The 24,733-nt window shown below is 63.0% G+C and carries 20 protein-coding genes; 8 read left to right on the forward strand and 12 right to left on the reverse strand.

Annotated elements, in window-relative coordinates; translation table 11 throughout:
• The first annotated feature begins 38 nt into the window (after positions 1-38).
• Positions 39-572 carry a hypothetical protein gene (locus ACP7DD_RS20430; protein WP_426176657.1) on the forward strand — a complete coding sequence of 178 codons (534 nt, stop codon included), beginning with the start codon at positions 39-41 and terminating at the stop codon, positions 570-572.
• A gap of 44 nt (positions 573-616) precedes the next feature.
• Here the strand turns inward: ACP7DD_RS20430 and ACP7DD_RS20435 are convergent, their stop codons facing one another.
• The 7 genes from ACP7DD_RS20435 to ACP7DD_RS20465 all read right to left on the reverse strand — a co-directional run bounded on the left by ACP7DD_RS20435 (position 617) and on the right by ACP7DD_RS20465 (position 10,472).
• Positions 617-841: a hypothetical protein gene (locus ACP7DD_RS20435; protein WP_426176658.1), complete on the reverse strand. Its 225-nt coding sequence runs from the start codon at positions 839-841 to the stop codon at positions 617-619.
• A gap of 251 nt (positions 842-1,092) precedes the next feature.
• A complete protein-coding gene (locus ACP7DD_RS20440) occupies positions 1,093-2,919 on the reverse strand; it encodes a TonB C-terminal domain-containing protein (protein ID WP_426176659.1) in 1,827 nt (608 codons plus the stop codon).
• Positions 2,920-3,149: 230 nt separating this feature from the next.
• Complete coding sequence (locus ACP7DD_RS20445) at positions 3,150-4,019, reverse strand: hypothetical protein (protein ID WP_426176660.1); 870 nt, start codon at positions 4,017-4,019, stop codon at positions 3,150-3,152.
• The gene (locus tag ACP7DD_RS20450; protein ID WP_426176662.1) at positions 4,016-6,793 is read right to left on the reverse strand and encodes a hypothetical protein; all 2,778 of its coding nucleotides are present in this window, start codon (positions 6,791-6,793) and stop codon (positions 4,016-4,018) included. The genes ACP7DD_RS20445 and ACP7DD_RS20450 overlap by 4 nt, the downstream gene beginning before the upstream one ends.
• Complete coding sequence (locus ACP7DD_RS20455) at positions 6,790-7,383, reverse strand: condensin complex protein MksE (protein WP_426176663.1); 594 nt, start codon at positions 7,381-7,383, stop codon at positions 6,790-6,792. The genes ACP7DD_RS20450 and ACP7DD_RS20455 overlap by 4 nt, the downstream gene beginning before the upstream one ends.
• Positions 7,380-8,624, reverse strand: coding sequence for a hypothetical protein (locus ACP7DD_RS20460; protein WP_426176664.1), 1,245 nt, complete (start codon positions 8,622-8,624; stop codon positions 7,380-7,382). Before ACP7DD_RS20460 ends, ACP7DD_RS20455 begins: the two co-directional genes overlap by 4 nt.
• Positions 8,625-8,705: 81 nt before the next feature.
• Entirely contained in the window at positions 8,706-10,472 is a 1,767-nt protein-coding gene (locus ACP7DD_RS20465; RefSeq protein ID WP_426176665.1) for a hypothetical protein, read from the reverse strand.
• Positions 10,473-10,668: 196 nt separating this feature from the next.
• Here ACP7DD_RS20465 and ACP7DD_RS20470 point away from each other — a divergent pair, with 196 nt between their 5' ends.
• Both ACP7DD_RS20470 and ACP7DD_RS20475 read left to right on the forward strand, forming a co-directional pair.
• Complete coding sequence (locus ACP7DD_RS20470; RefSeq protein ID WP_426176666.1) at positions 10,669-10,935, forward strand: type II toxin-antitoxin system Phd/YefM family antitoxin; 267 nt, start codon at positions 10,669-10,671, stop codon at positions 10,933-10,935.
• Positions 10,932-11,258, forward strand: coding sequence for a type II toxin-antitoxin system RelE/ParE family toxin (locus ACP7DD_RS20475; protein WP_426176667.1), 327 nt, complete (start codon positions 10,932-10,934; stop codon positions 11,256-11,258). Before ACP7DD_RS20470 ends, ACP7DD_RS20475 begins: the two co-directional genes overlap by 4 nt.
• A 394-nt stretch (positions 11,259-11,652) precedes the next feature.
• Here ACP7DD_RS20475 and ACP7DD_RS20480 read toward each other — a convergent pair whose 3' ends face one another.
• From ACP7DD_RS20480 to dnaA, 5 genes are all read right to left on the reverse strand, one after another.
• Positions 11,653-12,066 (reverse strand): BLUF domain-containing protein, encoded by a 414-nt coding sequence (locus ACP7DD_RS20480; protein ID WP_426176668.1) that lies wholly within the window; start codon positions 12,064-12,066, stop codon positions 11,653-11,655.
• A 262-nt stretch (positions 12,067-12,328) separates the two neighbouring features.
• Positions 12,329-12,820, reverse strand: a complete 492-nt coding sequence (locus ACP7DD_RS20485) for an SMP-30/gluconolactonase/LRE family protein (protein ID WP_426176717.1) — start codon at positions 12,818-12,820, stop codon at positions 12,329-12,331.
• A gap of 51 nt (positions 12,821-12,871) precedes the next feature.
• A complete protein-coding gene (gene gyrB / locus ACP7DD_RS20490) occupies positions 12,872-15,367 on the reverse strand; it encodes a DNA topoisomerase (ATP-hydrolyzing) subunit B (RefSeq protein ID WP_426176670.1) in 2,496 nt (831 codons plus the stop codon).
• Positions 15,368-15,562: 195 nt separating this feature from the next.
• Positions 15,563-16,669, reverse strand: coding sequence for a DNA polymerase III subunit beta (dnaN, locus tag ACP7DD_RS20495; RefSeq protein WP_426176671.1), 1,107 nt, complete (start codon positions 16,667-16,669; stop codon positions 15,563-15,565).
• A gap of 153 nt (positions 16,670-16,822) precedes the next feature.
• A complete protein-coding gene (gene dnaA, locus ACP7DD_RS20500) occupies positions 16,823-18,214 on the reverse strand; it encodes a chromosomal replication initiator protein DnaA (protein WP_426176672.1) in 1,392 nt (463 codons plus the stop codon).
• A 456-nt stretch (positions 18,215-18,670) separates the two neighbouring features.
• On the opposite strand from dnaA, the gene rpmH reads away from it, so the two are divergent.
• The 5 genes from rpmH (at position 18,671) to ACP7DD_RS20525 (ending at position 24,714) form a co-directional block, all read left to right on the forward strand.
• Positions 18,671-18,805: a 50S ribosomal protein L34 gene (rpmH, locus tag ACP7DD_RS20505; protein ID WP_010401996.1), complete on the forward strand. Its 135-nt coding sequence runs from the start codon at positions 18,671-18,673 to the stop codon at positions 18,803-18,805.
• An 8-nt stretch (positions 18,806-18,813) separates the two neighbouring features.
• Complete coding sequence (gene rnpA / locus ACP7DD_RS20510; RefSeq protein WP_099786405.1) at positions 18,814-19,209, forward strand: ribonuclease P protein component; 396 nt, start codon at positions 18,814-18,816, stop codon at positions 19,207-19,209.
• Entirely contained in the window at positions 19,206-19,493 is a 288-nt protein-coding gene (gene yidD, locus ACP7DD_RS20515; protein WP_426176673.1) for a membrane protein insertion efficiency factor YidD, read from the forward strand. The genes rnpA and yidD overlap by 4 nt, the downstream gene beginning before the upstream one ends.
• Before the next feature lie 24 nt (positions 19,494-19,517).
• Entirely contained in the window at positions 19,518-21,260 is a 1,743-nt protein-coding gene (gene yidC, locus ACP7DD_RS20520) for a membrane protein insertase YidC (RefSeq protein WP_426176674.1), read from the forward strand.
• 679 nt (positions 21,261-21,939) lie between these two features.
• On the forward strand, positions 21,940-24,714 hold the full coding sequence (locus ACP7DD_RS20525; RefSeq protein WP_426176675.1) for a DUF2339 domain-containing protein: 2,775 nt from the start codon (positions 21,940-21,942) through the stop codon (positions 24,712-24,714).
• Positions 24,715-24,733 lie beyond the last annotated feature (19 nt).

The following is a 24,733-nucleotide window of genomic DNA, read 5'->3' on the forward strand; positions in this document are numbered from 1 at the left end:
TATTCTCATCTACGTTTTATTCGACAGGAACGCGAAATATGGTTCAACAAACTAAAAGCCGCAAAGGGCTGACGCTCAATGGCATCGCCTGCCAGATCGTCAATGCAATTTTGCTGTGGGAACGGGGCGTGCCGGACAACGACAAGTACGGCACCCGCAATGATTGCCATCTCGTCATCAACCGGCTGATTCGGGAATATCATGACCGGCTGGAAGTGGAACGACGGATTGCGCCAGCCCAGTACACGCCGAAAGCGCTGGCCGCGAAGGCGAGGAAGGAACGGCTCGTCAAGGAGCATGCTGTGCCAGTCGCCTGCATCATGCGGGAACTCATCGACCGCCAGTGCAAGGCGGCAAATGGCGACATGGACGCGCTGGTGCCGAAGGTGCACGAGATCTTGCTGTCCACAGCGAGGCGCACCTATATTGCGCAGGAAGAAAACCAGGCGCTCCGTGGCTATGAAGACAGGATGCCCGAAGGCCATGAAATCTACCCGTGGCAAAACATCTGGATCAGGCACGAACGGGCGGGCATTCCGCTGGTGCACCTGCAGGCTACCGCGCTGATGTAAGAAGCGATGCCGTCGGGCAGGGCCGGACGGCATCCGCCTTGCGCCTAACCGCGGATCATGGCATCGGCATGGTCGGTTGCAGTCACGCCCATCAGATGCAGCGCCAGCTTCAGCTTTTGTATCTGCGCTTCGTAGTGCAATATTCCACGAACGCCTTCCATCCTGACTACGAGTCCATTGGTCAATTCCATGGCGGTCAAGGCGTGCCGGATGGCCGCGATGACGATCGCATCCCGTTCGGCCAGGACAATAAAATCTTTTGCTTCCATCGTCGGTCTCCCCGAGGAATTAGTTGCAGTTCGGTTCCCAAAACGGCTTTCTACGCACTTCGGCGTGACATGAAAGCGATGGTGTTGGAAGGCTCAGTCCGCTTTTCGGCGAAATCAGAAAAGCGGACAGGCGCAACTTTAAGTGCGCTTGGCGTACGCACAATTGAAGTCTTACAACCCCTTACAAGGTGGTGAGTTTGCTTACATGCCCGTGACGCATAAATGGCTGGCGCGGCCGCAAAATGGCAGCACTACTGCAGGCGGATGGCGGTGTCGAATGCCCAGGTGCGGCGGATTTCGATCACGTCGTACTGCCGCGCGATTGCCGGCGTGAACACAGGATAGGGCGCCTGGCTGGCGACAACTCGCCGGATTGCCGCGTCGATCGCGGGAACGCCGCTGGACACGTCGAAAGTTACTTTCTCGACAGAACCATCGGCGCGCACGGCCACCGTTACCATCGGCCTGGCGTGCGGCTGTTTCACCGCGTCGCGCACGATGTCGAACGTCTGATTGAGCTCGATCTTGCGGCTCATCGCTTCGGCGTACAGGACCAGGTCGTTGTTCGGATCGGCGCGCCCCAGCAGCCATCCGCGGCGCAGGCCGCTTACCGTCGGCAGCAGCGAACGCGTGGGATCCGCCGCGGCGTTGCGCTGGGCCGCTTCCGCGTTGAGCTGCTTGCCGATCGCGCGCAGCCGCTCCTCGCGGCTCGCTTCCTGTTCGGTCCGTTCGCGCTGGGCCAATTCCTGGCGGGTCCGCTCTTGTCGCGCTGCGTCTTGCTTTGCCGCATCCTGCCGCGCTGCCTCCTGCGCGATGGCGTCCTGTCGCACCCGTTCTTGTCGGGCTGCTTCTTGCTTTACGGCATCCTGGCGCGCGGCCTCCTGCGCGATGGTGTCTTGCCGTGAGCGCTCTTGTCGCGCTGTTTCCTGTTTTGCTGCGTCCTGCCGCGCCGCTTCCTGCGCTATTGCGTCTAGCCGTGCACGTTCTTGTCGCACTGTCTCCTGCCTCGCCGCCGCCTGACGGACCACCTGCTGTGCAATCGCCTCTTGCCTCGTCGCCTCCTTCGCCGCGTCGCGCCGTGCCGCTTCTTGTTTGACGGCCTCTTGCCGCGCGGTTTCCAGCTGGGTCTGCCGCGCCGCATCAAGCTGGGCTTGCCTCGTTTGCTCTTGTCTTGCGGCTTCTTTCTTCCCGGCTTCCAATCGCGCAGCGTCAGTGCGTTCCAGTTCCTGTCGCGCGGCGGCCTGCTGCGTCTTTTCGTCCCGCTTTGCCCGCTCCTGACGCAGGGTCGCTTGCCGGGCCAGTTCCTGACGCTCGTTTTCTACCCGCGCCGCATCGCTGCTGGCCGTTTGATCGGCGCGTGCGGTGTCTTGCCGTAGCTGTTCTTGCCGCGCCGCTTCCCGTTGCGCGGCCGCCGCTAGCGATATCTGTCGTGCCCGCTCTGCGCTCTGCTTCTCCTGCTCGAGCCTGGCCTGCTCGAGCGTACGCGCCTGGGTCTCCTGGTCGATCTGCTTGCGTGCTGCAGCGTCCTTGTCGCTGGACACGGGCATTTCAATGACCTGGGTTGGGAAGTTTGGCGCCGGCGCCGCCCCCGCTTTTGGCGGTGGCGTTTCTGGCGCAGCAGGCACGAGCACGCTGGTGCGTTTCGGCGCCGTGACGGCTGGCTCCGCAGGCGGCGCGGGCGTCGCTTGCGCGATTGCGGCGGGAGGCGCCGCGCTTTGGCTCATGGCAGGTGTCGACTCGGACAACGCTGGCAGACTGCTCTCGGCTATGGGCTGGTCAGCTGCTGCGGTCTCCGGTTTGGCCACCGTTGCCAGCGCAGTATCGGTCGGCGTGGACGGCGCCGCGGTGGGCTGCGCCGCTGCAAGACGAATTTGCAAGTCGTTGGCCGTCAGGCGCCTTTCTTTCCACGGAAGGTTCAAGCCCGGCATCCCGAATGACTGGCCGCCGATAACCATGCTCAACAGCAGCGCGTGAACCAGCAAGGACACCAGCAGCGCAGCGTTGAACCGCACGGGAATCCGCTGAAGGAACGATGGGCCAAACGATCGAAGGGCTGGCTGGTAAGTTGAAAAAGTCATGTTTGTGAGGCCGGCTGGCGGCCGATTACTGTGCAACGAGGTATCGACCAGTGTCTGCCATTTCATCGGGTCGATTGTTTGGCCGTTTAAGAGATTGTCAATTTTGTAAGATCATACAGCGGTCTGATCGACGGCGGCCCCAATCGCTTAGCTAGCTCGGTTGTTCCGCGTGTTATTGCGCAGTCTGCAAGCAAAGAAAAACCGGGTCTGACCCCTGGCGCAGCATGCGGTCACAACCATACCGCCTCATGCTCGAGTGCCAGGCCTTGCTCGGACATCGCCTGGCACAGCGCCACCACGGTGGGCGGCATGCCGAGCGTAGCGAGCCGTGCAATGGCGGCGGCGTAATCCCGGTGCGTGTTTTGCCACACCTTGTTGCTGCCATATTGCCGCAGGCGATCCGCCCAGTCCGGCATGAGCCAGAATTGCACCGGCGCCAGCGACTTCTCGCGCAGGCGGGCGTAGTTGAGCAAGCCGACACCGTCGTAGTCGGGAAAGAACATGAAGCGCTCGGCGCGCGCGCGCTGCGCCGTCCATTCCAGCAGTAGCCGGCTCAACTGGCCGCCGTAGTACACGATCGAGCCATGCGCATCGGCCGGCAGCCAGTCCAGGCGATCGAACAAGGCCTGGTTTTCCACCAGCCAGATGGGCGCGTCGCTGTGCCAGCCGTCCTCCACCTCGATGGCGATGGCGGCGGCGCCGCATAGTGTCGTGCCGGCCGAGATGTCGGCAACGGCGCCGTCGCCGCGCCGCCACGTCACGTCCGGCCCGATCGCTTTCAGCAGCAGGTAGCCGGCGCGGTGGGTGTGGCCGCGCCCTTTGCTGTCGCGCATCCTGGCGATGTTGTTGGCGCGCGCCGGCAAACTGGCGTCGAGCGCGGCGATCGCCGTCGGCCGCAGTGCGCTCAGGTGCACGCGCGCCAGCGCCGCGTCGGTCACCAGGTAGCTGGCGCCGCGCCCTTGCGTGATCAGGCGCACGCTGCCGGTCTGGCGCGCGAAGCGGTCCAGCTCGCGGCGCTGCGCCACCGTGAACAGGCTCGCCGCGCACGGCGCCGCAACGTTCATCAGCTTGTCGAGCGCGTCGGCCAGCGCGCGGCTCATGTCGCCGGCTCGCCCAGCGGCTCGAGCAATTGCCAGTGCTGGCGGCTGATGTGGTTGTACCCGCCGTGGCTGCTGATCGGCACGCAATAGCGGGCCGTCACCAGCGGCGCAGGCGAGGCGAAGATCAGCGCGAAGCCGAAGTCGTCGGCCGTTTCGATCAGGCTGCGCTGGTTTTTCTGGTCGAGCGCCGACGCCTCGTCGAGGTAGCACACCGCCTGCACGCGGTGGCGCTTGTCCTGCATCAGGTGCAGCAGCGCCAGCCCGGTGATCAGCTTGGCCATGAGCACGGTGCCGTTCGAGGCCGCGCTGTCGATGTCGGTAAACGATTCGGTGGCGCGGCCGGCCTTGCCGACGATGAATTCGAGGCGGAACAGGTGCTCGACCCGCAGGCAGCCGCGCGCTTCGCCCTCGCCGATCAGCACCTGCTTGGCGCGGTTCAGGGCGTCGTCGTCGAGCACGCTGGCATGGTTGAACAGCGAGAACGATTCGCCGTCGTCGACCTGCTCGGCCTTGCCGATCAACAGTTCGATGGCGTCGACCAGCACCAGTTCGTCAACCGGTTCGATCTTGAAGACGGCCAGGTCGGACAGCTGGCGCCGGCTGATGAGGCGGTTGAAGTCGCGCATGCGGCTCTTGAAGGTGAGCAAGCCGTCGCGCAGTTCGCGCAGGCAGGCGGTGACGTTGACGACAGCGCTGCGCGCCTTGCGCTCGAGCGCTTCGGCTTCTTGCGGCAGGTGGGCGGCGAAGGCGATCATGCGGTCGATTTCAAGCTCCTCGCCACCCATGTAGCTGAACTTGGTCAGGCCGCCGGCATGCAGTTGGGCGACCTGGTGCGGCAACTGTTCGTTAAGCTGCAACAACCGGTGGCAATCGTTGCTGTAGCTTTCCAGCTGCTCGGGCAGTTGCTCGAGGGCGAATCCTGGCGCGCCGGTCCATGCCTGCTGCGGCAGGTCGGCCAGGTAGGAAAACACCGATGCGGTGTCGCCGCGGCGCTCGCGCCGCTGGACGATTTCCTTGTGGGCGGTGCGCAGGCTGGCGAGCTGACGCAGGCTGTGCGCTTCCAGCTCGCGCTGGTGCTGGACGGCATTGTTCGCCTGCGCCTGTTCGGCCTCGATCGCGTCGATTTCCGCCGACACCTCGGCCAGCGCCGCCGCGCGCTGCGCCGCCGACAGCGTCAGCGCGCCGAGTTCGTCGAACAGGTCGAGCTCGCGTTCGATTTGCCGTACCGCTTGCTCGAACTGCTGCTTGCGGGCGCGGGCGGCGTCCAGCGCGCGCGCCGTGTCGCCCTGCCGGAGCAGGTCGTCGATCTGCTGATCGAGTTCGCCGATGCGCAAGGCAATGTCGGCGGGCGTGCGCTGGCTGTGCTGCGCGTCGAGCGTGCCGAGCGCCACGGCGATGCCGGGCAGGCTGATGCGGCCGCCGTCGATCAGGCGGTCGAGCCCGGCGCGCAAGGCGGGCACTTGCTGCGCATCGATCGTGAACTGGTCCGCCCCCAAGGTCATGACCTGGCGCGCCAGCAGCACGTTGAGCGCGGCGAGCTGGTCGGCGCTGACGGCGGCCTGCAGGCGCAGGTACAGGTTGTCGGCCAGGGTCGCCTGCTCGCGCTGCAAGCCGGCCCGTTCCTGTTCGGCGCTGCGGCGCTCGCGCTCGATCGCGTCCACGCTGCGCGTGCTGGCCTGTTGCACCAGAGCGATCTGCGACTCGAGCGCCTGGCGTGCTTCGGCGTGGCGCGCTTCGAGCGTGCGGCGCTCGGGCAGCAAGGCGAACTGCTGCGCCAGTTCGGCGTGCCGCGCGGCCACTTGTCGCAATTCCTCGCGGCGCTGGCGCTTCAACAAGCGTTGCTCGGTCAGTTCCAGTTCGCGCGCGCGCAGGCGCTGCTGTTCGCGGCCGCACCCGGCGATGCTTTCCTGCAGGCCCGTTTCGCCGTCCGCCACATGGCGGTCCCAGTCGGCCAGCGCGGCGTCGATCAGCGGCCGGTTGTGGACCAGCTTGCCGCGCAGGACGAGCCGCTCGCCGGCATCGCGTTCCAGCGCGGCGATGTCGTCCTGGTGCGCCAGCGCCGCCTGGTATTGGGCGCGGTCGGCGTTGACATCGGCAAACGCCTTGTCCCACTCGGCCTTGAAATCGATGTTGGCGTCGGGCAGGTCGCGCCGGAAGATGCTCAACAGGTAATCCTTGACCTCGCCCGAACGCAGCTTGTCGAGCCGCAAGGTGCGCGTGAGCACGCGCTGGAACGCCTCGGCCAGGCTGGCATGTTCGAGCTTGAAAATGGTGAAGTCCGGCTCGTGGTCCTGGCGCTTCTTGCGGCTGCCGTAGATGGCGTCGGAAAATTCGCCGGACGAATAGCTGAACACCAGTTTGTCGCGGGTCGCCAGGTGCGCTTTCAGCTGCGGCTGGGTCACGACGCTGCCGTTGGGCAGGCGAAAGTCCTCCATGTCGAGCTGGCCCTTGTAGGCGAAATAATCGTAATCGTGGCTGACTCCCTTGCCGACGCAGCCGAGCACGACCGTGCCGGTGGTCGGCAAGGCCACTTCCAGCAGGATGTACGCGCTGTTGTTGGGGAAATAAAAGCGGCGGCTCTTTTCGATGTCGTGGGCGCCGAAATCCATGCGCCGCTTGTCGACGATGAGCAGAAACTGCAGCGCATTGATCAGGCTGGTCTTGCCGGTGTTGTTCGGCGCGATCAGCGACACGGCCGCATCGAGCGGCAGTTCGGCGCGTTGATAGCCGGCGCTGCCGAGCATGACCAGGCGCTGGAAGCCGTACTGCATCATGGCGCTTCCCCTTGCTGCGCGGCCAGCGCGATCGATTCGCCGGCGAGATCGGCATTGCCGGCCAGTTCTTCGAACCGGTCGAGATAGCGAAACACCGCCGGCAGCAGGCGCCAGGCGCCGTTGGCGGCGTCGGCAAAGCCGTAGCGCACCGCCGTGTCGAGCAATTGCTGCAACGCGTCGAGTTCGGCGAGGCCCTCGGCGTCGAGCAGCGCGCGATTCTTGTCGAGCAGCGCCGTGAGCAAGGGGCGGTCGATGCGCCACTCGACGAAACGGCCGAGGTGCTGGCCGGCATCGGCCTGCTGTTCGAAAATGAGCATGAACAACAGCGCCAGCTGGCGCGTCGCCTTCGATACGGTGCCGCTCGCTTCGCCGGTCTGGAACCAGGCGTAGCCGCGGCCGTCGATGCGCAGTTCGTAGCCGAGCGCGCCGAACACCCGTTCGTACTGGGCCGCCTCGCGCTCGAGTTCGGCCCACAGGACCGGCTCGGCCAGGCGGTTGACGTGACGTCCGGCGTTGAGCATGGCAAACAGATCCTTGAGGCGAGTGAGTTTGTCGAGCGCGATCGGCGCAGGGGGATAGTTGAGATTCATGCGGCTTCGATGGCGTGCGGATACAGGGTGACCCGCACGGTGTTGAGGGTAACGCTGCTGGCGACGCCGCTCTGGACGGCCTGCCAGTCATCGCGCGCGATCAGTTCGTGGTACAGGCGCAGCAACGTGGCGTCGTTCAGGTGCGGGTAATGGGCGCGCAGCCAGTCGAGCAGGTTGGCGACCGGCATGGCGGCGCGCAAGCTGGCCGTCAGGGCTTGCTCATCGACCAGGTCGAGCGCCGGCATGGCGCCGGCCGCGCGCTCTTCGGGGAAGCCCACCAGCACTGGCGCGTAGGCGCGCGCTTCGCTCATGATGGTCAGCACCTCGGCGCCGACCGACACGCTGCGCGACATCTCGCGCCGCCACAAGGGCAGCTCGGACACCGGCAAGCTGCGGTTCAGGCCACGCTTGCGCACCCGGCCGAGCAGGGCGCTGATGGCCGCCGACAGCACGTTGTGCTGCCGCACTTCCTCGCGCAGCGGCAACAGCGTATCGCTGCAGTGCTTGAGCACCTCGCGGCCGAGCCGGCGCAATTCCTTGGCGTGGTAAGCGACATGGCGCAACGCCAGCCGCTGAGTGTAGAGCGCGCCTTGCACCGTCAGCACATCGACGGCGTTGTCGAGCGCATGCTCGGCCTGTTCGAGGTGACGGTAGAAGGTGCCGCCCGGGCCGCTGTCCATCATCGCCGCCATCGGCGCGACGTAGTTGTCGTAGGCGTCGAGCACTTCGCGGTAGCGGCGGGCGATCGGCATGTCGGTTTGCTGCGCCTTGGCGCGCTCGGCCAGTTCGAGGATCGCGTGGCGGTCGCCGTCGAGCTGCTGGCTGATCTGGCGGAACAACTCGGACAACTTGTTGGCGGATTGGCGCAGCAAGTCCATGTCGCGCCCCTGCACGCCCTCGTTGAGCTTGCGGGTGGCGTCGGTGATGGCGTTGATGCGCGAACCGAGCACCGCCGACAGGCCAAGCTCGTGCTCGCGCGTCAGGCCGCGGACGAATTCGAGCACATAGGTGTTGAGCTGGTACGACTGGCCGCGCGGCTGGGCCTGGAGGATGTCGGCATTGACCAGGTGGCGCAGCGTCTGCTGCTGCTGGTCTGGCGAGGCGGCCGGCGCCAGGCGCGCGACGACCGCCAGCACGTGCTCCGCTTCAAAGCTCGGCATCTCGCGCGACAGCTGGGCCAGCCACTCGACGGTGTCCCAGTGATCGTACAGAGCGGACACCAGCGATTTTGGAGTAGCCAATTATGTGCTCGGGTTGATCGTCGGGCTGATGGATAGGGTGCGGCAACTGTGCGCAGTATACGGCAGTTGCGCTGCCCGTGCCTATGCCAGGATGCCGTAGCCGAGCCCGCGCGCCGCCTTGCGAAATTTCGCTTCCTGATCGAGCCGGACGACGAGGTGGCGTTGGCCCGCGCGCAGGCACAGGCGAGCGGTGTCCTTGTGCGCGGCGAGCAGGTCGGCGGTGTCGGCGTCGACGCATTCGATCAGCAGGCTGGGCGCCAGCACTTTCATCGCCTTGCCGCGCTTGTCGCAGGCGCGCATGAACGCTTCCACCAGTGCCGGCAGCGGCTGGCCGTCGTGCGCTTGCAGGAACGCGGCGAGCTGCGCCACGTCGTGACCGCGTTCGATTGCCGCAACGGCTTTCTCGCGGTCGAGGCGCCAATGCAGCGGGTCCTGTTCGACCGCCCAATTGTCGAGCATGAGGCGCTCGTCGGCCGACAAGGCGCCCTGCGTCACCTTGACCTGCAGGCTCGCCTGCACCGCCAGCGTGCAGCTCGCCGCGGCGGCAATCGGCGTGTAGCTGGCGCTGGCCCCCAGGCAATACGCGCCGAGCGGGTTCAGGCGGAAGTACATCAGGCCGTCGTAACGCGACAAGAAAGTCATGTCTTCGGTGCCCCACAGGTCGCCAAACCCGCGCGCGTCGTGCGGGGTGCGGTAGGCGACGTCGATCATGCCAAGCGTGGCGCAATATTCGAACAGCACACACAGCAGATAGCGCAGCTGCAATACGTTCCAGCTGTGCGCGCCGGCGTAGGCCAGGCTGCCATAGTTCGGGTCGCAGACGTAGAGATTCCAGATATCGTCGCTGATCGCGAGGGGAATGCCTTCTGCGCGCATATGGCGTGACCACTCGTCGACGCCGATCCAGGTGTCGACCGGGCATCCCCGCAACGCAGCGCCGACGATGGCGCGGCGCGGCGCCGTCGCGCTCATGCGGCCCTTGCCCTTTTGTCCCTTGATCTCGTCGACCCGGCTGAATTCATCGAACAGCGTCGATGTCAGCCATGTGCGCCAGATGTCACGCAGGACGTCGGCTGGCGCCGCATGCAGCGCCTTCACGCCGGTCGCCGTCAGGCCCAGCTTGGTCCCGGTCGGCTGCGCCAGCCCACCGGCCTGCATCAGCAGCGGCCAGGCCATCGCCTTGATCGGGCCGATCGATTGCTCCCATTCGTCGCGCGGAGCGACAATGCCGTAGAAGTCGCCGCCGGCGATCTTGTCGAGCACGAAACCTAGCGCGGCCACGCCGGGAAGGCGTGTCTTGTCGCTGACGGCGATCAGCTTCTGGTCGATCGCGCGCAGCATCACCACCACGTCGTGCAGCGCGTCGGGCGCGGTGCTGCGCATGGTCATTGGCGTTCCATCGGCGTCCGCAGCGGGCAGGATCGCAACACTTTGTAGTGTATTTGGCGCCGGTACGGGAACAAATGCTTTCAAGCGCACACGCAAGTCGGACGGAATAATCAAATGCTCGCCGAATCTGTGCATCAACAGCATCAGCGCGGTCTGTGCGCCGCGGCTTCGATGTGCTTCCGGCGGATGCTCGAAGCTCGGCTCCTGACCGTATTTCGCGGCGAAGCGCTCGCCGTCGAACATGCCGCGCGGCTCGTGCGTGGCCTCGCCGACCGCGAGCCGCTGGCATGGATCGAGTTGCTCCCAGATTCGCAGCAAGCCATCGCCCGATAGCTGCTGCGACAGCGTTGCAATCAGAATCTCCTTGCGTCCTACCTTGTCGACGTTGGGAAAATGCGCCAGCAGTTGCTTGATGTCGCTGACGGTGGAATTTTCGAGCAGCAGTCGTAGCGTTGTCATTGATTGGCGCCGAATAAAAATAAAACGACAAGAATGTCGATTCCACACACGGCCGTCAAGCGCGACACTACTTGCGGTGGTCGGGTAAACCGTCGTCTTGACTTTTTCGCTTCGCCGGAACCACGGCTCATTTGACGGTTCGGCTAAATATAGACTATATTTAGCCATAACCTGCAAACACCACGGAGCTGAAGCGATGAGCCTTGCTACCCAAATCAAGCCGATTTCATATCTTAAGAGCAATGCCGCCGACATTGTGAAGGAGTTCGCGACGAACCCCGAGCCACTCATCATTACTCAAAACGGTGAAGCTAAAATGGCGGTGATTGAAATTAACCAGTATGAGAGCCAACAGGAGCAGTTTGCACTTCTTCGTCTGATCGCCCTTGGGCGAAAGGAGTTTCAAGCTGGCAACTACACCGATGCGCAATCCTTCTTTGATGAAATGGACAAAGAGGAATGACCCGAAAAGTCATCATTCTGAACGTCGCCAAGGCCGACTTCCGGGAAATCAAGACACATGTGAAGTCTCATTTCGGTGACGCAGTTTGGAGCGAGGTCAATAAGGAATTGAAGGCCACGATCCACAGCATTGAATTGCATGCCGAAGCTGGCAAAGAGGTCGAGGAGCTCAAGGAGTTAGGACAAGGGAACTTTAGAACAAGAATGGTGAGGCAGACCAGAATAGTCTACGAATACGACGACAAGGAAGTTTTGGTTCACATGTTCATTCATGCCAAACGCGATTTCCGAGCCCAGTTAATGCGGCGGCTGTTTAGCGTATAGGGACTGTGATCGGCTGGAAGTCCAAAAAGAAAAATGCCCGGCTTTGCCGGGCGTTTCCTTGTCGGGCGCCCAGCATGGGCGCACTCCTGTGGGTGAAAGTCCCGCCGCGAGCTGACGACAGTGAGCGAAGTGAAGCGCAACTGCATCAGGGCAACCGGGTATGCGAAGGAAGCGTGGAGCATAAATCATGAGCCGATGGACAAGCGCTGCATGGAAGGCGCTGCCAATCAGGACGAGTGGGCTAATATCCGCGAAGTTCTTGTGGTCAAGGAGAGGCTGCGTAGATGCGGCGGTTGGGTGATGAAGGAGTGCGGCCCTTACCTGGGGACGCCCCGCCTTGCGCCTGAGAGGGCGACGGCGAGAGCCGGAGTGGGGTCTCGCAGAGGTCATACTATCAGCTGGCGAAAATCTTCAGTAACGCCACGGCCGGCGACGCAGATCCGATCTTTCGGTTTGTCTGGGCCGCCTCGAGGACTTCAACAAGTTCATCGTATTTATCGGCTTGTCTGTCGTTCAAGTTAGTCATATTCATGCTCCACCGCGGAAACGTCCGGAAGTTTGCCGGCTCGTTGTAGAGTATCCGCGAATTTTTGTGCCGCGGGTCGAGTTCGATTTTATTGTAGAGTGTATCGAGCGTCGACGCTGGACCTTCCAATACTTGCAAGAACCAACCGCCGTTGTAAAACAAGCTACCGGTTACGTCGAGTGGGCCATTGTTCGTCTTTGCCTTTTCCTGGATCGCGGAAAGATCGGCTGGAGACATCTTACGGACTGCTTGGCTTATGTACACAAGTTGATTAATTGGCATTGCGTCATCCTCTTTTTGTGTTAAAACTGATCCGATAGGAGTCAGGTCGTCGTGATATGTCCTGGACAAATAGTACACTAGGGCAAGACATAATGCAAAGACGTATTTCGACCATTGTGTTCAAAAAGCGGTATTGGTTTTTGTGACAACTCGTGTTGGCGCCGACGCCAAATTGACATTGATGGCGGACGCCGATGTGGCGCTGCTTCGAGGCGGTGCCTTTGGCGTCGTCGCGCGGCCAGCGCATTTCGCCGTGCAAGTGCTATCGCGTCAACCAGGCCAGGCTCTTGCCGTTGACTGTATGAATGTACAAGCGCTCCGCCGTTTCGGTAGCGCCGGTCGTGATGGCCGAATTACCGGTCGGGTCTTGCCGGTCAGCCACCACTGCGCCGTCTTCGCTAAAGGCAATCACATGGCCATAGGGTGCTGGGCTCTTCCACAGTACGCGGGGAATGCGCAGCACCAACCGGCGCAGCGCCGGCCGGTAGCCGGGCAGGTTATCGAACAGCACCCGGGCCAGCGCGGAGTGTGACGCCACGTCGACCTGGTCGGCGCTGACGGCAATTTTCCATACCCGATACTTGCCGCTCTCGCTGACGAACAGGGTGGCCTGGTCGCCGCTCCAGACAATCCCGTTGGCCATGCCGTTGGAACATTGTTTAGCCATTGCGCTGACGCGCTTTTGCGGACGGGAATGCTGCCCAGCCTGTGTTCGATCTGCGCGTTGGCGAGTATCGAAAAAAAGCCCATGGATCGCATGGGCTGTCGTTGCAACACTGCCAGCTTTGGCATGCCTACAGGCGCTTTACACGTCGATATTGTCGGCGCGCAGCGCGTTCGATTCGATGAAGGCGCGGCGCGGCTCGACGTCGTCGCCCATCAGCGTGGTAAAGATCTGGTCGGCGGCAATCGCGTCTTCGATCTGCACCTTCAGCAGGCGGCGTACGGTCGGATCCATCGTCGTTTCCCACAGCTGCTCCGGGTTCATCTCGCCCAGCCCTTTGTAGCGCTGCTTCGAGACGGTGCGCTCGGCTTCGTCGCGCAGCCACTGCATCGCCTGGTGGAAGTCGTGCACCGCCGTTTCCTTCACGCGCTCGCCTTCGCCGCGGCGGATAAAGGCGCCGTCGCCGATCAGGCCCTTGAACGTGGCCGCCGCCGCTTCCAGCACGCGGTAGTCGGCGCCTTCGGCAAAGTCGGCGTCGATCGAGCTGACCTTCACGTTACCGTGATGCATGCGCTCGATGCGCAGCGACGGCTTCTCGCTCAGTTCATCGATGCGCACCGAGACCTTCACGGCGCGCTCGTTGATGGCAGCTTCGAGCGCCTTGGCCGATACGTCCGCGCTGTCGGCCGACGTCATGTCGAGCGTCACGCCGGTCATGATGGCGGTCAGAGCGGCGCGGTCGATCACGCGCGTCAGGCGCATCATGATGGCGTTGGCCAGGTTGAACTGGCGTACCAGCTCGGCCAGCGGGTCGCCGGTGATGGCGTCGGCGCCTTCGCGCGGAATCAGGGCGGCGGTGTTGAGCGCCACCGTCATCATGTAGCTCGCTTCTTCGATGTCGTCCTTCAGGTAACGCTCGTCGCGGCCGGCCTTGACCTTGTACAGCGGCGGCTGCGCGATGTAGATGTGGCCGCGCTCGACCAGCTGCGGCATCTGGCGGTAGAACAGCGTGAGCAGCAGCGTGCGGATGTGGGCGCCGTCGACGTCCGCATCGGTCATGATGATGATGCGGTGGTAGCGCAGCTTGTCGACGTTGAATTCGTCCGGCCCGATCGAGGTGCCGAGCGTGGCGATGAGCGTGGTGATCTGCTCGGACGACAGCATCTTCTCGAAGCGCGCCTTCTCGACGTTGAGCACCTTGCCGCGCAGCGGCAGGATCGCCTGGAACTTGCGGTCGCGCCCCTGCTTGGCCGAGCCGCCCGCCGAATCACCCTCGACGATGTACAGTTCGCACAGCGCCGGATCCTTTTCCTGGCAGTCGGCCAGCTTGGCCGACAGGCCCAGGCCGTCCATGATGCCTTTGCGGCGCGTCAGGTCGCGCGCCTTGCGCGACGCTTCGCGCGCACGCGCAGCTTCGACGATCTTGGCGCAGATGATCTTGGCGTCGTTCGGCTTTTCGGCCAGGTAGTCGGTCAGCGTCTTGGCGACGATCTCTTCGACCGGTCCGCGCACTTCGGAGGACACCAGCTTGTCCTTGGTCTGGGAGCTGAACTTCGGCTCCGGTACTTTGACGGACAGCACGCAGGTCAGGCCTTCGCGCATGTCGTCGCCGGTGATTTCAACCTTCGCTTTTTTTGCGTACTCGTGTTCATCGATGTACTTGTTGATCACGCGCGTCATCGCGGCGCGCAGGCCCGTCAGGTGGGTGCCGCCGTCGCGCTGCGGAATATTATTGGTAAAGCACAGCACCTGCTCGTTGTACGTGTCATTCCACTGCATCGACACGTCCACGGTGATGTTGGTATGCTGGTCCGACATGCGCTCGCCGGTGGCCTGGAACACGGTCGGGTGCAGCACCGTCTTGGAGGTGTTGATGTATTCGACGAAGCCGCGGGTGCCGCCTTCGAACGCGAACAGTTCTTCCTTGCCGGTGCGCTGGTCGGTCAGCTTGATCTTCACGCCATTGTTCAGGAACGACAGCTCGCGGATCCGCTTGGCCAGGATCTCGTAGTGGAATTCGACGTGCGTGAAGATCTCTTCGTCGGCCCAGAAGTGGACGTCGGTGCCGCGCTTGTCGGTGTCGCCGATGACCTTGATCGGGGACACGGCAAAGCCGTCGACCATCTCGATTTCGCGGTTCTGCGGCACGCCGCGGACGAACTCCATGTAGTGCACTTTGCCGTCGCGGCGGATCGTCAGCTTGAGCAGTTTCGACAGGCCGTTGACGCACGAGACGCCGACGCCGTGCAGGCCGCCCGAGACCTTGTACGAGTTCTGGTCGAACTTGCCGCCGGCGTGCAGCTCCGTCATGACGATTTCGGCGGCCGAGCGCTTCGGCTCGTGCTTGTCGTCCATCTTCAGGCCGGTCGGCACGCCGCGGCCGTTGTCGGTGATCGAGATCGAGTTATCGGAGTGGATCGTGACGTGGATTTCGGTGCAGTGTCCGGCCAGCGATTCGTCGATCGAGTTGTCCAGCACCTCGAACACCAGGTGGTGCAGGCCGGTGCCGTCCGAGGTGTCGCCGATATACATGCCCGGGCGCTTGCGCACCGCTTCCAGGCCTTCCAGGATCTGGATCTGTGCGGCGCCGTACTCTTCGACCTTTGCGGGGATGATTGGTGGTGTGTTCTCGGACATGGACTGCTTTCTCAAAAAACGATACTGAATCTGTTTCGGTGTGCTGCTTGAAAACCGGGGTCTGACCCCACAAAACGGGTCAGACCCCGGTGGCGCCGTCGCTCGTGACGATGGCGCCAGCTTTGCTTCCACCACCAACCCCGGAACCGTCGTTCCCGCCTGCGCGGGAATGACGAGCAGGGGCTGGCGGTTTTCTTAGATCCGCATTGGCATGACGACGTACTTGAAGTCGGCGTTGTCGGGAATCGAAATGAGCGCCGACGAATTCGAGTCGCCCAGCGCGATGTTGATCTGGTCGCATTTCAAGTTGTTCAGCACGTCGAGCAGGTAGGTGACGTTAAAGCCGATGTCGACCGCATCGCCGCCGTAGTCGATCTCGAGTTCTTCGACCGCTTCTTCCTGGTCCGCATTGGTCGAGCTGATCTTCATGCTGCCCGGCGTGATGATGCAGCGCACGCCCTTGAACTTGTCGCTCGTCATGATGGCGGCGCGCTGCAGCGAACGCAGCAATTCGTCGCGGCCGATCGTGAAGTCGTTCTTGTAACCCTTCGGGATCACCCGGGTGTAATCGGGGAACTTGCCCTCGACCAGCTTCGACACGAGCTCGATGTCGGCAAACGTCAGCTTGACCTGGCCGGCGGCGATGTCGAGCCGGACCGTCTCGTCGCTTTCTTCCAGCAGGCGCTGCAGTTCGATGATGGTCTTGCGCGGAATGATTACTTCCTGGCGCGTGAATTCCTGCTCCGTTTCGACCTGGCAGAACGCCAGGCGGTGGCCGTCGGTGGCCACGGCGATGACGTTGCGCCCGTCGAGCACCAGCAGCAGGCCGTTCAGGTAATAGCGGATGTCCTGCTGCGCCATCGAGAAGTGCACCATCTGGAACAGGTGCTTCAAGGTCTTTTGCGGCAAGGTGACGGTGGCGCTGAAGGTGTCGGCGACATTGACGGTCGGGAACTCCTCGGCGGCCAGCGTCTGCAGCGCGAAGCGCGACTTGCCGGTCTGCACGGTGAGGCGCTTGTTCAACAACGTCATCGTGACGTCGCCCGATTCGGGCAGCGCGCGCAAGATGTCGAGCAGCTTGCGCGCCGCGACGGTGGTGCCGACGACGTCGGCGCCCGAACCGATGGCCGCGTGCGTGGTGATCTGCACTTCGGTGTCGGTCGACAGGAACGAGACGTTTTCGCCGTCCTTGCGGATGAGGATATTGGCCAGAATCGGCATAGTGTGCCGACGCTCGACAATACCGCTCACGATCTGCAGAGGCCGGAGAAGGGTATCTCGGGTGGTTTTGACCAATTGCATAGTAATCCTCGGTAGGGTTTATCGTAAAAACGGGTGTTGCTAATTTGATAGTAATGCCGGTTGCTTCAAACACTGCTATTTTGCCAGAAATTGCTCGGACAACATACTAAGGGCCGAGGGGTCAGACCCCAGGGGAAAAACCGGGTCTGACCCCTAGCCCTTCAGCGTCTGCTCCAGCACGTGCAACTCATGATTGCACTCGGCATTCTTGGTGCGGTCCAGCGCGATCTTGCGCACCGCGTGCAGCACGGTGGTGTGGTCGCGCCCGCCGAACAGCTCGCCGATTTCCGGCAAACTTTTCTGCGTCAGTTCCTTCGCCAGGTACATCGCAATCTGGCGCGGCCGCGCAATGTTCGCCGGCCGGCGCTTCGAATACATGTCGGCGACCTTGATGTTGAAAAAGTCCGCCACAGTCTTCTGGATGTTTTCCACCGAGATCTGGCGGTTCTGCACCGACAGCAAATCCTTCAGCGCTTCCTTGACCACGTCGATCGTGATGTCCTTGCCGTGAAAGCGCGAGTACGCCAGGATCTTGCGCAGCGCGCCTTCGAGCTCGCGCACGTTCGAGCGCAGATGCTTGGCGACGAAAAACGCCACGTCGTCGGAAAAATTGACGCCTTCCGAATTGGCCTTTTTGAGCAAAATGGCCACCCTCATTTCCAGCTCCGGCGGCTCGATCGCCACCGTCAGGCCGGAATCGAAGCGCGAGATCAGGCGGTCGTCCATGCCGGTAATCTCTTTCGGATACGTGTCGCTGGTGATGATGATCTGTTTCTTCGCCGCGATCAGCGCCTCGAACGCATAGAAGAACTCTTCCTGCGTGCGGCTCTTGCCGCCAAAAAACTGGATATCGTCGATCAGCAGCATGTCGAGCGAATGATAGTAATGCTTGAAGTCGTCGAAACCTTTGCGCTGGTACGCCGTCACCACGTCGCGCACATATTGCTCGGCGTGGATATAGCGGATCTTGGCGCCAGGCTGGTCGGCCAACACCTGGTTGCCGATTGCATGAATCAAGTGGGTCTTGCCGAGGCCCACGCCGCCGTAGAAGAACAGCGGGTTGTACGACACGCCCGGATTGTTGGCGACCTGGATGGCGGCGGCGCGCGCCAGCTGGTTGGCCTTGCCGGTGACGAAACTGTCGAACGTCAGGTCGGTGTTGATGCGGCTCTGTTCGCGGCGCGGCGAATTGCCGATGTTGAACATCTCCGGCGACGGCGCCGCTTCGTTGGCCTGGCGCAGCATGCCGGGCGAGCCGTCTTGCGGCGCCGGCACTCGCACTGCCTCTTTTTTAGGCAGGTTGTTTTTCGGGTCGAGCACGAACTGCACTTCGATCGGCGCTTCCCAGTACTGGTGCGCCAGCGCGGTGATGCGGTTGGCGAACTGCGTCTTGACCCAGTCGAGCTTGAAGCGGTTCGGCGCGGCGATGCGCAGGCGGCCATCCTCGTAGTCGAGGGCCACGAGCGGCTTGATCCACGCGCTAAATTGTTGCGGCGTCAGTTCCAGTTCCAACTGCGCGGAACAGGACTGCCAAAAGTTTTCCATGAATCGTCTTGTGATAAATAAGGTGTCGAGGGGCGGTTCCATTGCTTGCCGCTGCGCGTGCGTCGCGCCGTGGGTGTGCCACACGTAACACGCTATTCTACCCGCAAAGAGCAAAGTTATCCACAGGCACGCCAGGCATTTTCGTTGCCGGATGCCAGCGCCGAAGGCAGGATAAATGCACGGTGCGCAATGCTGCGGCGCGACACGGCGCGCGGTCGAAAGTAATGCCGACCTTGACAAGCCGAGCCGAAATGGAGTCTAATTCAGGGTTCCCCGCCCGTATTTTGTGCAGAACAGTCAATACGCAGCATGTTGGCTGTGTGCGCTAGCGGGCAAAAAGAGTAATTGCTGTTGGCGTGTCGCTGGCTTAACCATCTGCGAAATGTCATTGGCGCCGAACGCTGACGCGACGTCAGACCCGATTTTGCATTTTATTTTGCTTTAAGCGAGACCACCATGAAACGTACTTACCAACCTTCCGTCGTTCGTCGCAAGCGCACGCACGGCTTCCGCGCTCGTATGGCTACCCGTGGCGGCCGCGATGTCCTGAACGCTCGCCGCGCCAAGGGCCGCAAACGCCTGGCAGTATAAGGCTACGAATGACTAGCGAAGGTTCACACGACTTCGCGCGCGTTCGGCGTATCGTTAAAACGGATGAATTTTCATCCGTTTTTCGTTTGCGACCAGCGCAAAAAACGGCGCATTTCGTGCTCTACACCCGCTCCAACGAATTGCCGCACGCGCGGCTCGGCGTCGTGGTGGCGAAGCGCTTTGCGCCGCGCGCGGTCACGCGCAACACGATCAAGCGCGTCACGCGCGAGCTGTTTCGCGTAGCGCAGCTGCCGGCGCTGGACTGCATCGTGCGCCTGGCGCGTCCCGTCAACGCCAAGACCGGCCCGGCCACCACGGCGGCGCTGAAGGCGGAACTGCGCGTTGAAATTGCGCGCCTGTTCGCCTCGCAGGCGCCGCGCGCGCCGAAAGTGGTCTCGCCATGAACAAGCTGCTCGTCTGGTTGTTGCGCGCGTATCAGCTGTTGCTGTCCCCGATGCTGGGGCAGAGCTGCCGCTTTTACCCCACGTGCTCGAACTATGCGATCGAAGCGATCGGCACGCATGGCGCCGCGCGTGGCGCGTGGCTGTCCGCGCGCCGCGTCTGCAAATGCCATCCGTGGCACGATGGCGGCGTCGATTTGGTGCCGCCCGTGGTGCCGCCCGCCCGCGACAAGAATTCATCTCCGACGAATTCGTCTTCAACCGCCCGCGGTTGCAACCACTCCTGACTTTAACTCCTGCCCAATACCTCAATGGATATCAATAAACGCACCATCTTGTGGATCGTGTTCGCCGTATCGCTGGTGATTCTCTGGAATGACTGGATGGTCTCGAACGGCAAGCAGTCGATGTTCGCGCCGACGCCGCCGGCGAAAGTCGCCACTGGCGCCGGCACTGCCGGCGCGCAGGGTTCCGCCGGCGCCGGCGCCACCACCGGCCTGCCGGCCACCAGCGCCACGCCAGCCGGCGCCGCCGTCCCTGGCGCGGTGCCCGCAGCGGCGGTCGCCGCCAAGCGCGAGACCATCACCGTTACCACCGACGTCGTCAAGGCCGACATCGACACCGCCGGCGGCGTGCTGCGCCGCCTCGAGCTGCTCAAGTTCAAGCAGGCCGGCCACCCGGGCTGGTTCGGCGGCTGCTTCGGCCTGTTCGAAGTGTGCAAGCCGCGCGTCGACAAGACCAAGAACGAAGTGCTGTTCGACGAAGGCATCAACCACGCCTACCTGGCGCAGACTGGCCTGATCGACGGCGTCGATCTGCCGAACCACAACACGGTGTTTACCGCGAAGCCGGCCACCACCATGGCCAACGGCGACGTCCAGCTGGTGCTCGAAGCCGAAGCCGGCGGCGTCAAGCTGACCAAGACCTACACCTTCCACAAGGGTTCGTACGTCATCGACCTGCGCCACGACGTCGCCAACATCGGCGCCGCGCCGGTCAAGCCGACCCTGTACCTGCAGCTCCAGCACGACGGCAACAAGCCTGAAGGCGACTCGATGTTCAACTCGAGCTTCACCGGCCCGACCCTGTACACGCCGGAAGAGAAGTACCAGAAGCTCGACTTCGCCACCATCGAAAAGAAGGGCAAGGCCGAACACGCCACCAGGTCGAACGACGGCTGGGTCGCCATTTCGCAGCACTTCTTCGTGTCCGCCTTCGTGCCGCAGCCGAACACGCCGCGCGAGATCTACACCAGCAAGGTCGACGCCAACCGCTACGCGATCGGCACCAAGATCGCGCTGCCGACGATTCCGCCTGGCTCCATGGTGAGCAGCTCGGCGCGCCTGTATTCGGGTCCGCAGGACGAGCGCCTGCTCGAAAGCGTCGCGCCGGGCCTCGACCTGGTCAAGGACTACGGCTTCCTGACGATCATCGCCAAGCCGATTTTCTGGGTCATCACGCAGATCCACAACGTGCTGGGCAACTGGGGCTGGACGATCGTCGCCTTCACCATCCTGATCAAGCTGGCGTTCTTCCCGCTGTCGGCGGCCGGCTACAAGAGCATGGCCAAGGTCAAGCTGGTGACGCCGAAGATGCAGGCTATCCGCGAGCGCTACAAGGGTGACCCGGCCAAGATGAACCAGGCCACGATGGAGCTGTACAAGACCGAGAAGATCAATCCGCTGGGCGGCTGCCTGCCGATCCTGGTGCAGATGCCGGTGTTCATCGCACTGTACTGGGTGCTGCAGTCGTCGGTCGAGTTCCGCGGCGCGCCATGGATTGGCTGGATCCAGGACTTGTCGCAGCATGACCCTTGGGTGATCCTGCCGGTGCTGTACGCGATCTCGATGTACATCACGACCAAGCTCAATCCGGCGCCGGCCGACCCGATGCAGGCGAAGATGATGATGTGGATGCCGCTGGTGTTTTCGGTGATGTTCTTCATCTTCCCGTCCGGCCTGGTGCTGTACTGGGTGGTCAACAACATCCTGTCGATCGGCCAGCAGTGGGTCATCACCAAGAAGTTCGCCGAGGCTGACGCGACGAAGAAGTAGTCGCTGCAGCTGCGAAGCAAAAAAGCCCGCGAGTTCGCGGGCTTTTTTTTCGTCCGCTGCGCGGCGCACCCGATACGCATGCAATGCGAAGGGTTTGCGCTGACGTAATACTTGCACACAATCCACACCTAATATTCGATGTTGGCTCGTGCGGCTTTCGCCATGCGGCTTTTCCCAACAGGGAGGCAATGTGGACTATCTTGCTGCCGGTGCGCTGTTCTTCATTTTTTACCCGATCGTTGTCGGACTGTTCTTTTCGCGACGAGGTGGTCGGAACGATGCGATTGAGGCCGAACTGGCCTCGTTGCGTCGCCAGATGGCTGACGTGACTGCGCGATTGAAGAAAGCAGAGTTCGCCGCAGCGGGTGAGCACACCCCACCTGCGGTGGAAAAAGTCCAGCCAGCAGTTGCACCGCAAGCTACCCGCCCGCCGCCGGTAACCCCGCCTGTCGCGTTGGAAACGAACGCCGCGGCCGATGTCAAACCAGCACTGTCAAACGCAGCAGCGGCGGCTATGGCGGCGGCAGCGAAGGCGCCCGCTGCAAGCGAAGGCATCTCGGCTTTTCGCGCCCGCGGTGTGCGTGGGAATACGGAGGATGGTCGCCGGGTTCCTTCAGATGATGATCTCTCGTCAGGGCCACCGAAGCCCCCAGCGCCGCCGCCGGCCTGGTTGGTCGCCATGAAACAGTGGCTGTTCAGCGGTAACATGGTGGCCAAGTTCGGCCTGCTGATCCTCTTCATCGGTGTCGGCTTCCTGCTGAAATATGCCGCCGAACGCGTGACCGTTCCAATCGAAGTCCGCCTGGCGGCAGTGATCCTGGCCGACATGGCGCTGCTTGCCTTCGGCTGGCGCATCCGCGCAACGCGCCGCGCAATCGGCTTGCCGGTGCAGGGCGCCGCCCTCGCCATCCTGATGCTCACCGTGTTCGGCGCGTTCCAGCGCTACCAGCTGATCCCCGCCAGCATGGCGTTCGCGCTGCTGTTCATACTGACGGCGTTTACATGCTTGCTGGCGGTGCTGCAGAACGCGGTCTGGCTGGCGGTGTTTGGCATCGCTGGCGGCTTCGCCGCGCCCATCATGATATCGACCGGCCAGGGAAACCATATCGCCCTGTTCTCGTACTACGCGCTGCTCAATGCCGGCATTCTCGCCATCGCCGTCAAACGTTCATGGCGCATGCTCAACCTGCTCGGCTTTGTGTTCACCTTCATCATCGGTACCGGCTGGGGTGTGCTTCAATACAGCCCGGAGAACTATCTGTCGGCGCAGGGCTTCCTCATTTTGTACTTTCTTTTTTATGTCGGGCTGGCGTTGGCACACGCGGCACGGCAAGCGCCGCAGATGAAGGAGTATGTCGACGCGACGCTGGTGTTTGCCACGCCCGTATTGGCGATCGGCCTGCAATACGCGCTGGTGCGCGACAAGCAATTCGGCATGGCGCTGTCCGCGCTGGCACTTGGCCTGTTCTACGCTGGACTGGCCATCGTGCTATGGCGTCGCCGCGGCGCCAACCAGAAGCTGCTGATCGATTCGTTCCTGGCGATGGGCGTGGTGTTTGGCACCCTGGCGCTGCCGTTCGCGCTCGACCAGCGCTGGACCTCGGGCGCATGGGCGCTTGAAGGCGCCGGCATCGTCTGGATCGGCCTTCGGCAAAAGCGTGTGCTGACGTGGATGTTTGGCCTGCTGGTGCAGGCCGGCGCATGGATTTCGTTCGTCGCCGCACTCGCAGGAATCGACATTGGCACGGCAGCCAATTCGAACGTGTGGCTCGGTTTCCTCCTGCTCGCTGGCGCTGCGTTCGCGATGGCGGTAAATTTCCGCGCGCAGGAAGGCTCGCGCGGTTTTCTGCGAACGGCGAACGTTTTTCTCGCCCTGGCCGCACTCTGGCTGCTGGGCGGCGCCTGGGCCGAGGTGATTGTCAATGCCGAACGGCTCGACGCCGTCCTCGGTACCTTGCTGGTGGCCAGTGCGATGGCCACGGCCGTTGTGCTGGCGCTGATCGCGCGCCGCATCAACTGGCAGATAGCCCGTGCATTCGCGCTGTGCGCGCAGCTGCTTGGCGGCGCTGCGCTGCTGTACCTTGCGCTATTCCACTGGTCGTCGGTCCTCGGCGCCGAGCGGATGCTTGCTGGCGCCCTGATGATCTGCGCCGGCGCGCTGTTTTCCGGCTGGACGGCCCATCGTACCCTTGCCGATCGTCGTGGACGCTGGCTCGCCGCGTCGTTGTTGGGATGGGGCGCCTGCTGGTGGTTCGGACCGGTACTGGTCACCGTCGCTGAGTGGGCCGCGCCATTGGTGAAGGTGTTCAACGTGATCGATCTGTACCTGATCGGCACGGCGCTCTGCGCGCTGACGTTCGCCCGTGCGGCGACCCGCTTCGACTGGCCTGCGATGCGCTTTGTCAGCGCCAGTGCCTGGGTCGCCCTGACGGCAGGAACATGCGGGCTGCTGCGGCTCGTGTATGAACAATCGGCTCGGTTGCCGGGCGCATCTGTCTGGATGACCTTTGCCGTGCTGTGGGCGGCAGGTGAGTATCTGCTGGCGTATTGGGCAGCGCGCGCGTGGGCGCTGAATGCTCGAGTCTTGAAAGCGCTGCACGTAGTGCGCACGGTGGGCCCGTGGCTGCTGATCTGGCCTGTCGCCATCCGATCGATCAATACCTGGCTGTTTGGCATGCCAGTCGAGCAGCAGGAGCTGCTGGCCGGCGCAGGCTGGCGCGTCAGCGGCGACTGGGCACGCTGCCTGACGGTGTGGCTGATGATGGCCGCGTTGTTCTGGCTGGCCGGACGTGGCCGTAGCGAGCGCTGGCCCACCACGCCGGTCGCAATGTGGTACCGGAACGCGCTGATCCCGATCGGAACGGCGTGGGCGCTGATGATGACCGTCGTATGGAACCTGCAGCAGGACGGCGCCATGGCGCCCTTGCCCTACCTGCCCATACTGAATCCGCTGGACCTGACCACCGGCTTCGCTGCCCTGCTGGCGATAACCTGCTACCGCGCGCGCGGCGCCGACGCGGCGGCACCGGCCGTCGCTGCGGTGCTCGCCAAGCTCCCGACGGTGGCAAAGTTCGCCGCTTATGCCTGGTTCAACCTGATGCTGCTGCGTACGGCGGCGCAAGTGCTTGGCATCGATTACCACGTCGATGCGTTGGCGGCGTCCCAGGTCGTGCAATCGATGCTGTCGCTGACCTGGTGCGTGACGGCGCTGATCGTGATGCGGCGCGCCGGCCGACGCGATGACCGCGCGGCGCGGCTGCGTCAGTGGCTGACCGGCGCCGCGCTGCTCGCGGTGGTCGTCGCCAAGCTGTTCATTGCCGATCTCTCCAACGTCGGCAGCATGGCCAGGATCGTGTCGTTCGTCGGCGTCGGCGTGCTGATGCTCATTATCGGTTACCTGGCGCCGTTCCCCGCCGCCGCGCCGGCGCCCGAACCGGACAGCGTTCCAGCATGATCAACCCGCGTAGAGGATC

This window comes from Massilia sp. TWR1-2-2 (assembly GCF_049897565.1).
Classification (GTDB): domain Bacteria; phylum Pseudomonadota; class Gammaproteobacteria; order Burkholderiales; family Burkholderiaceae_D; genus JAFCUW01.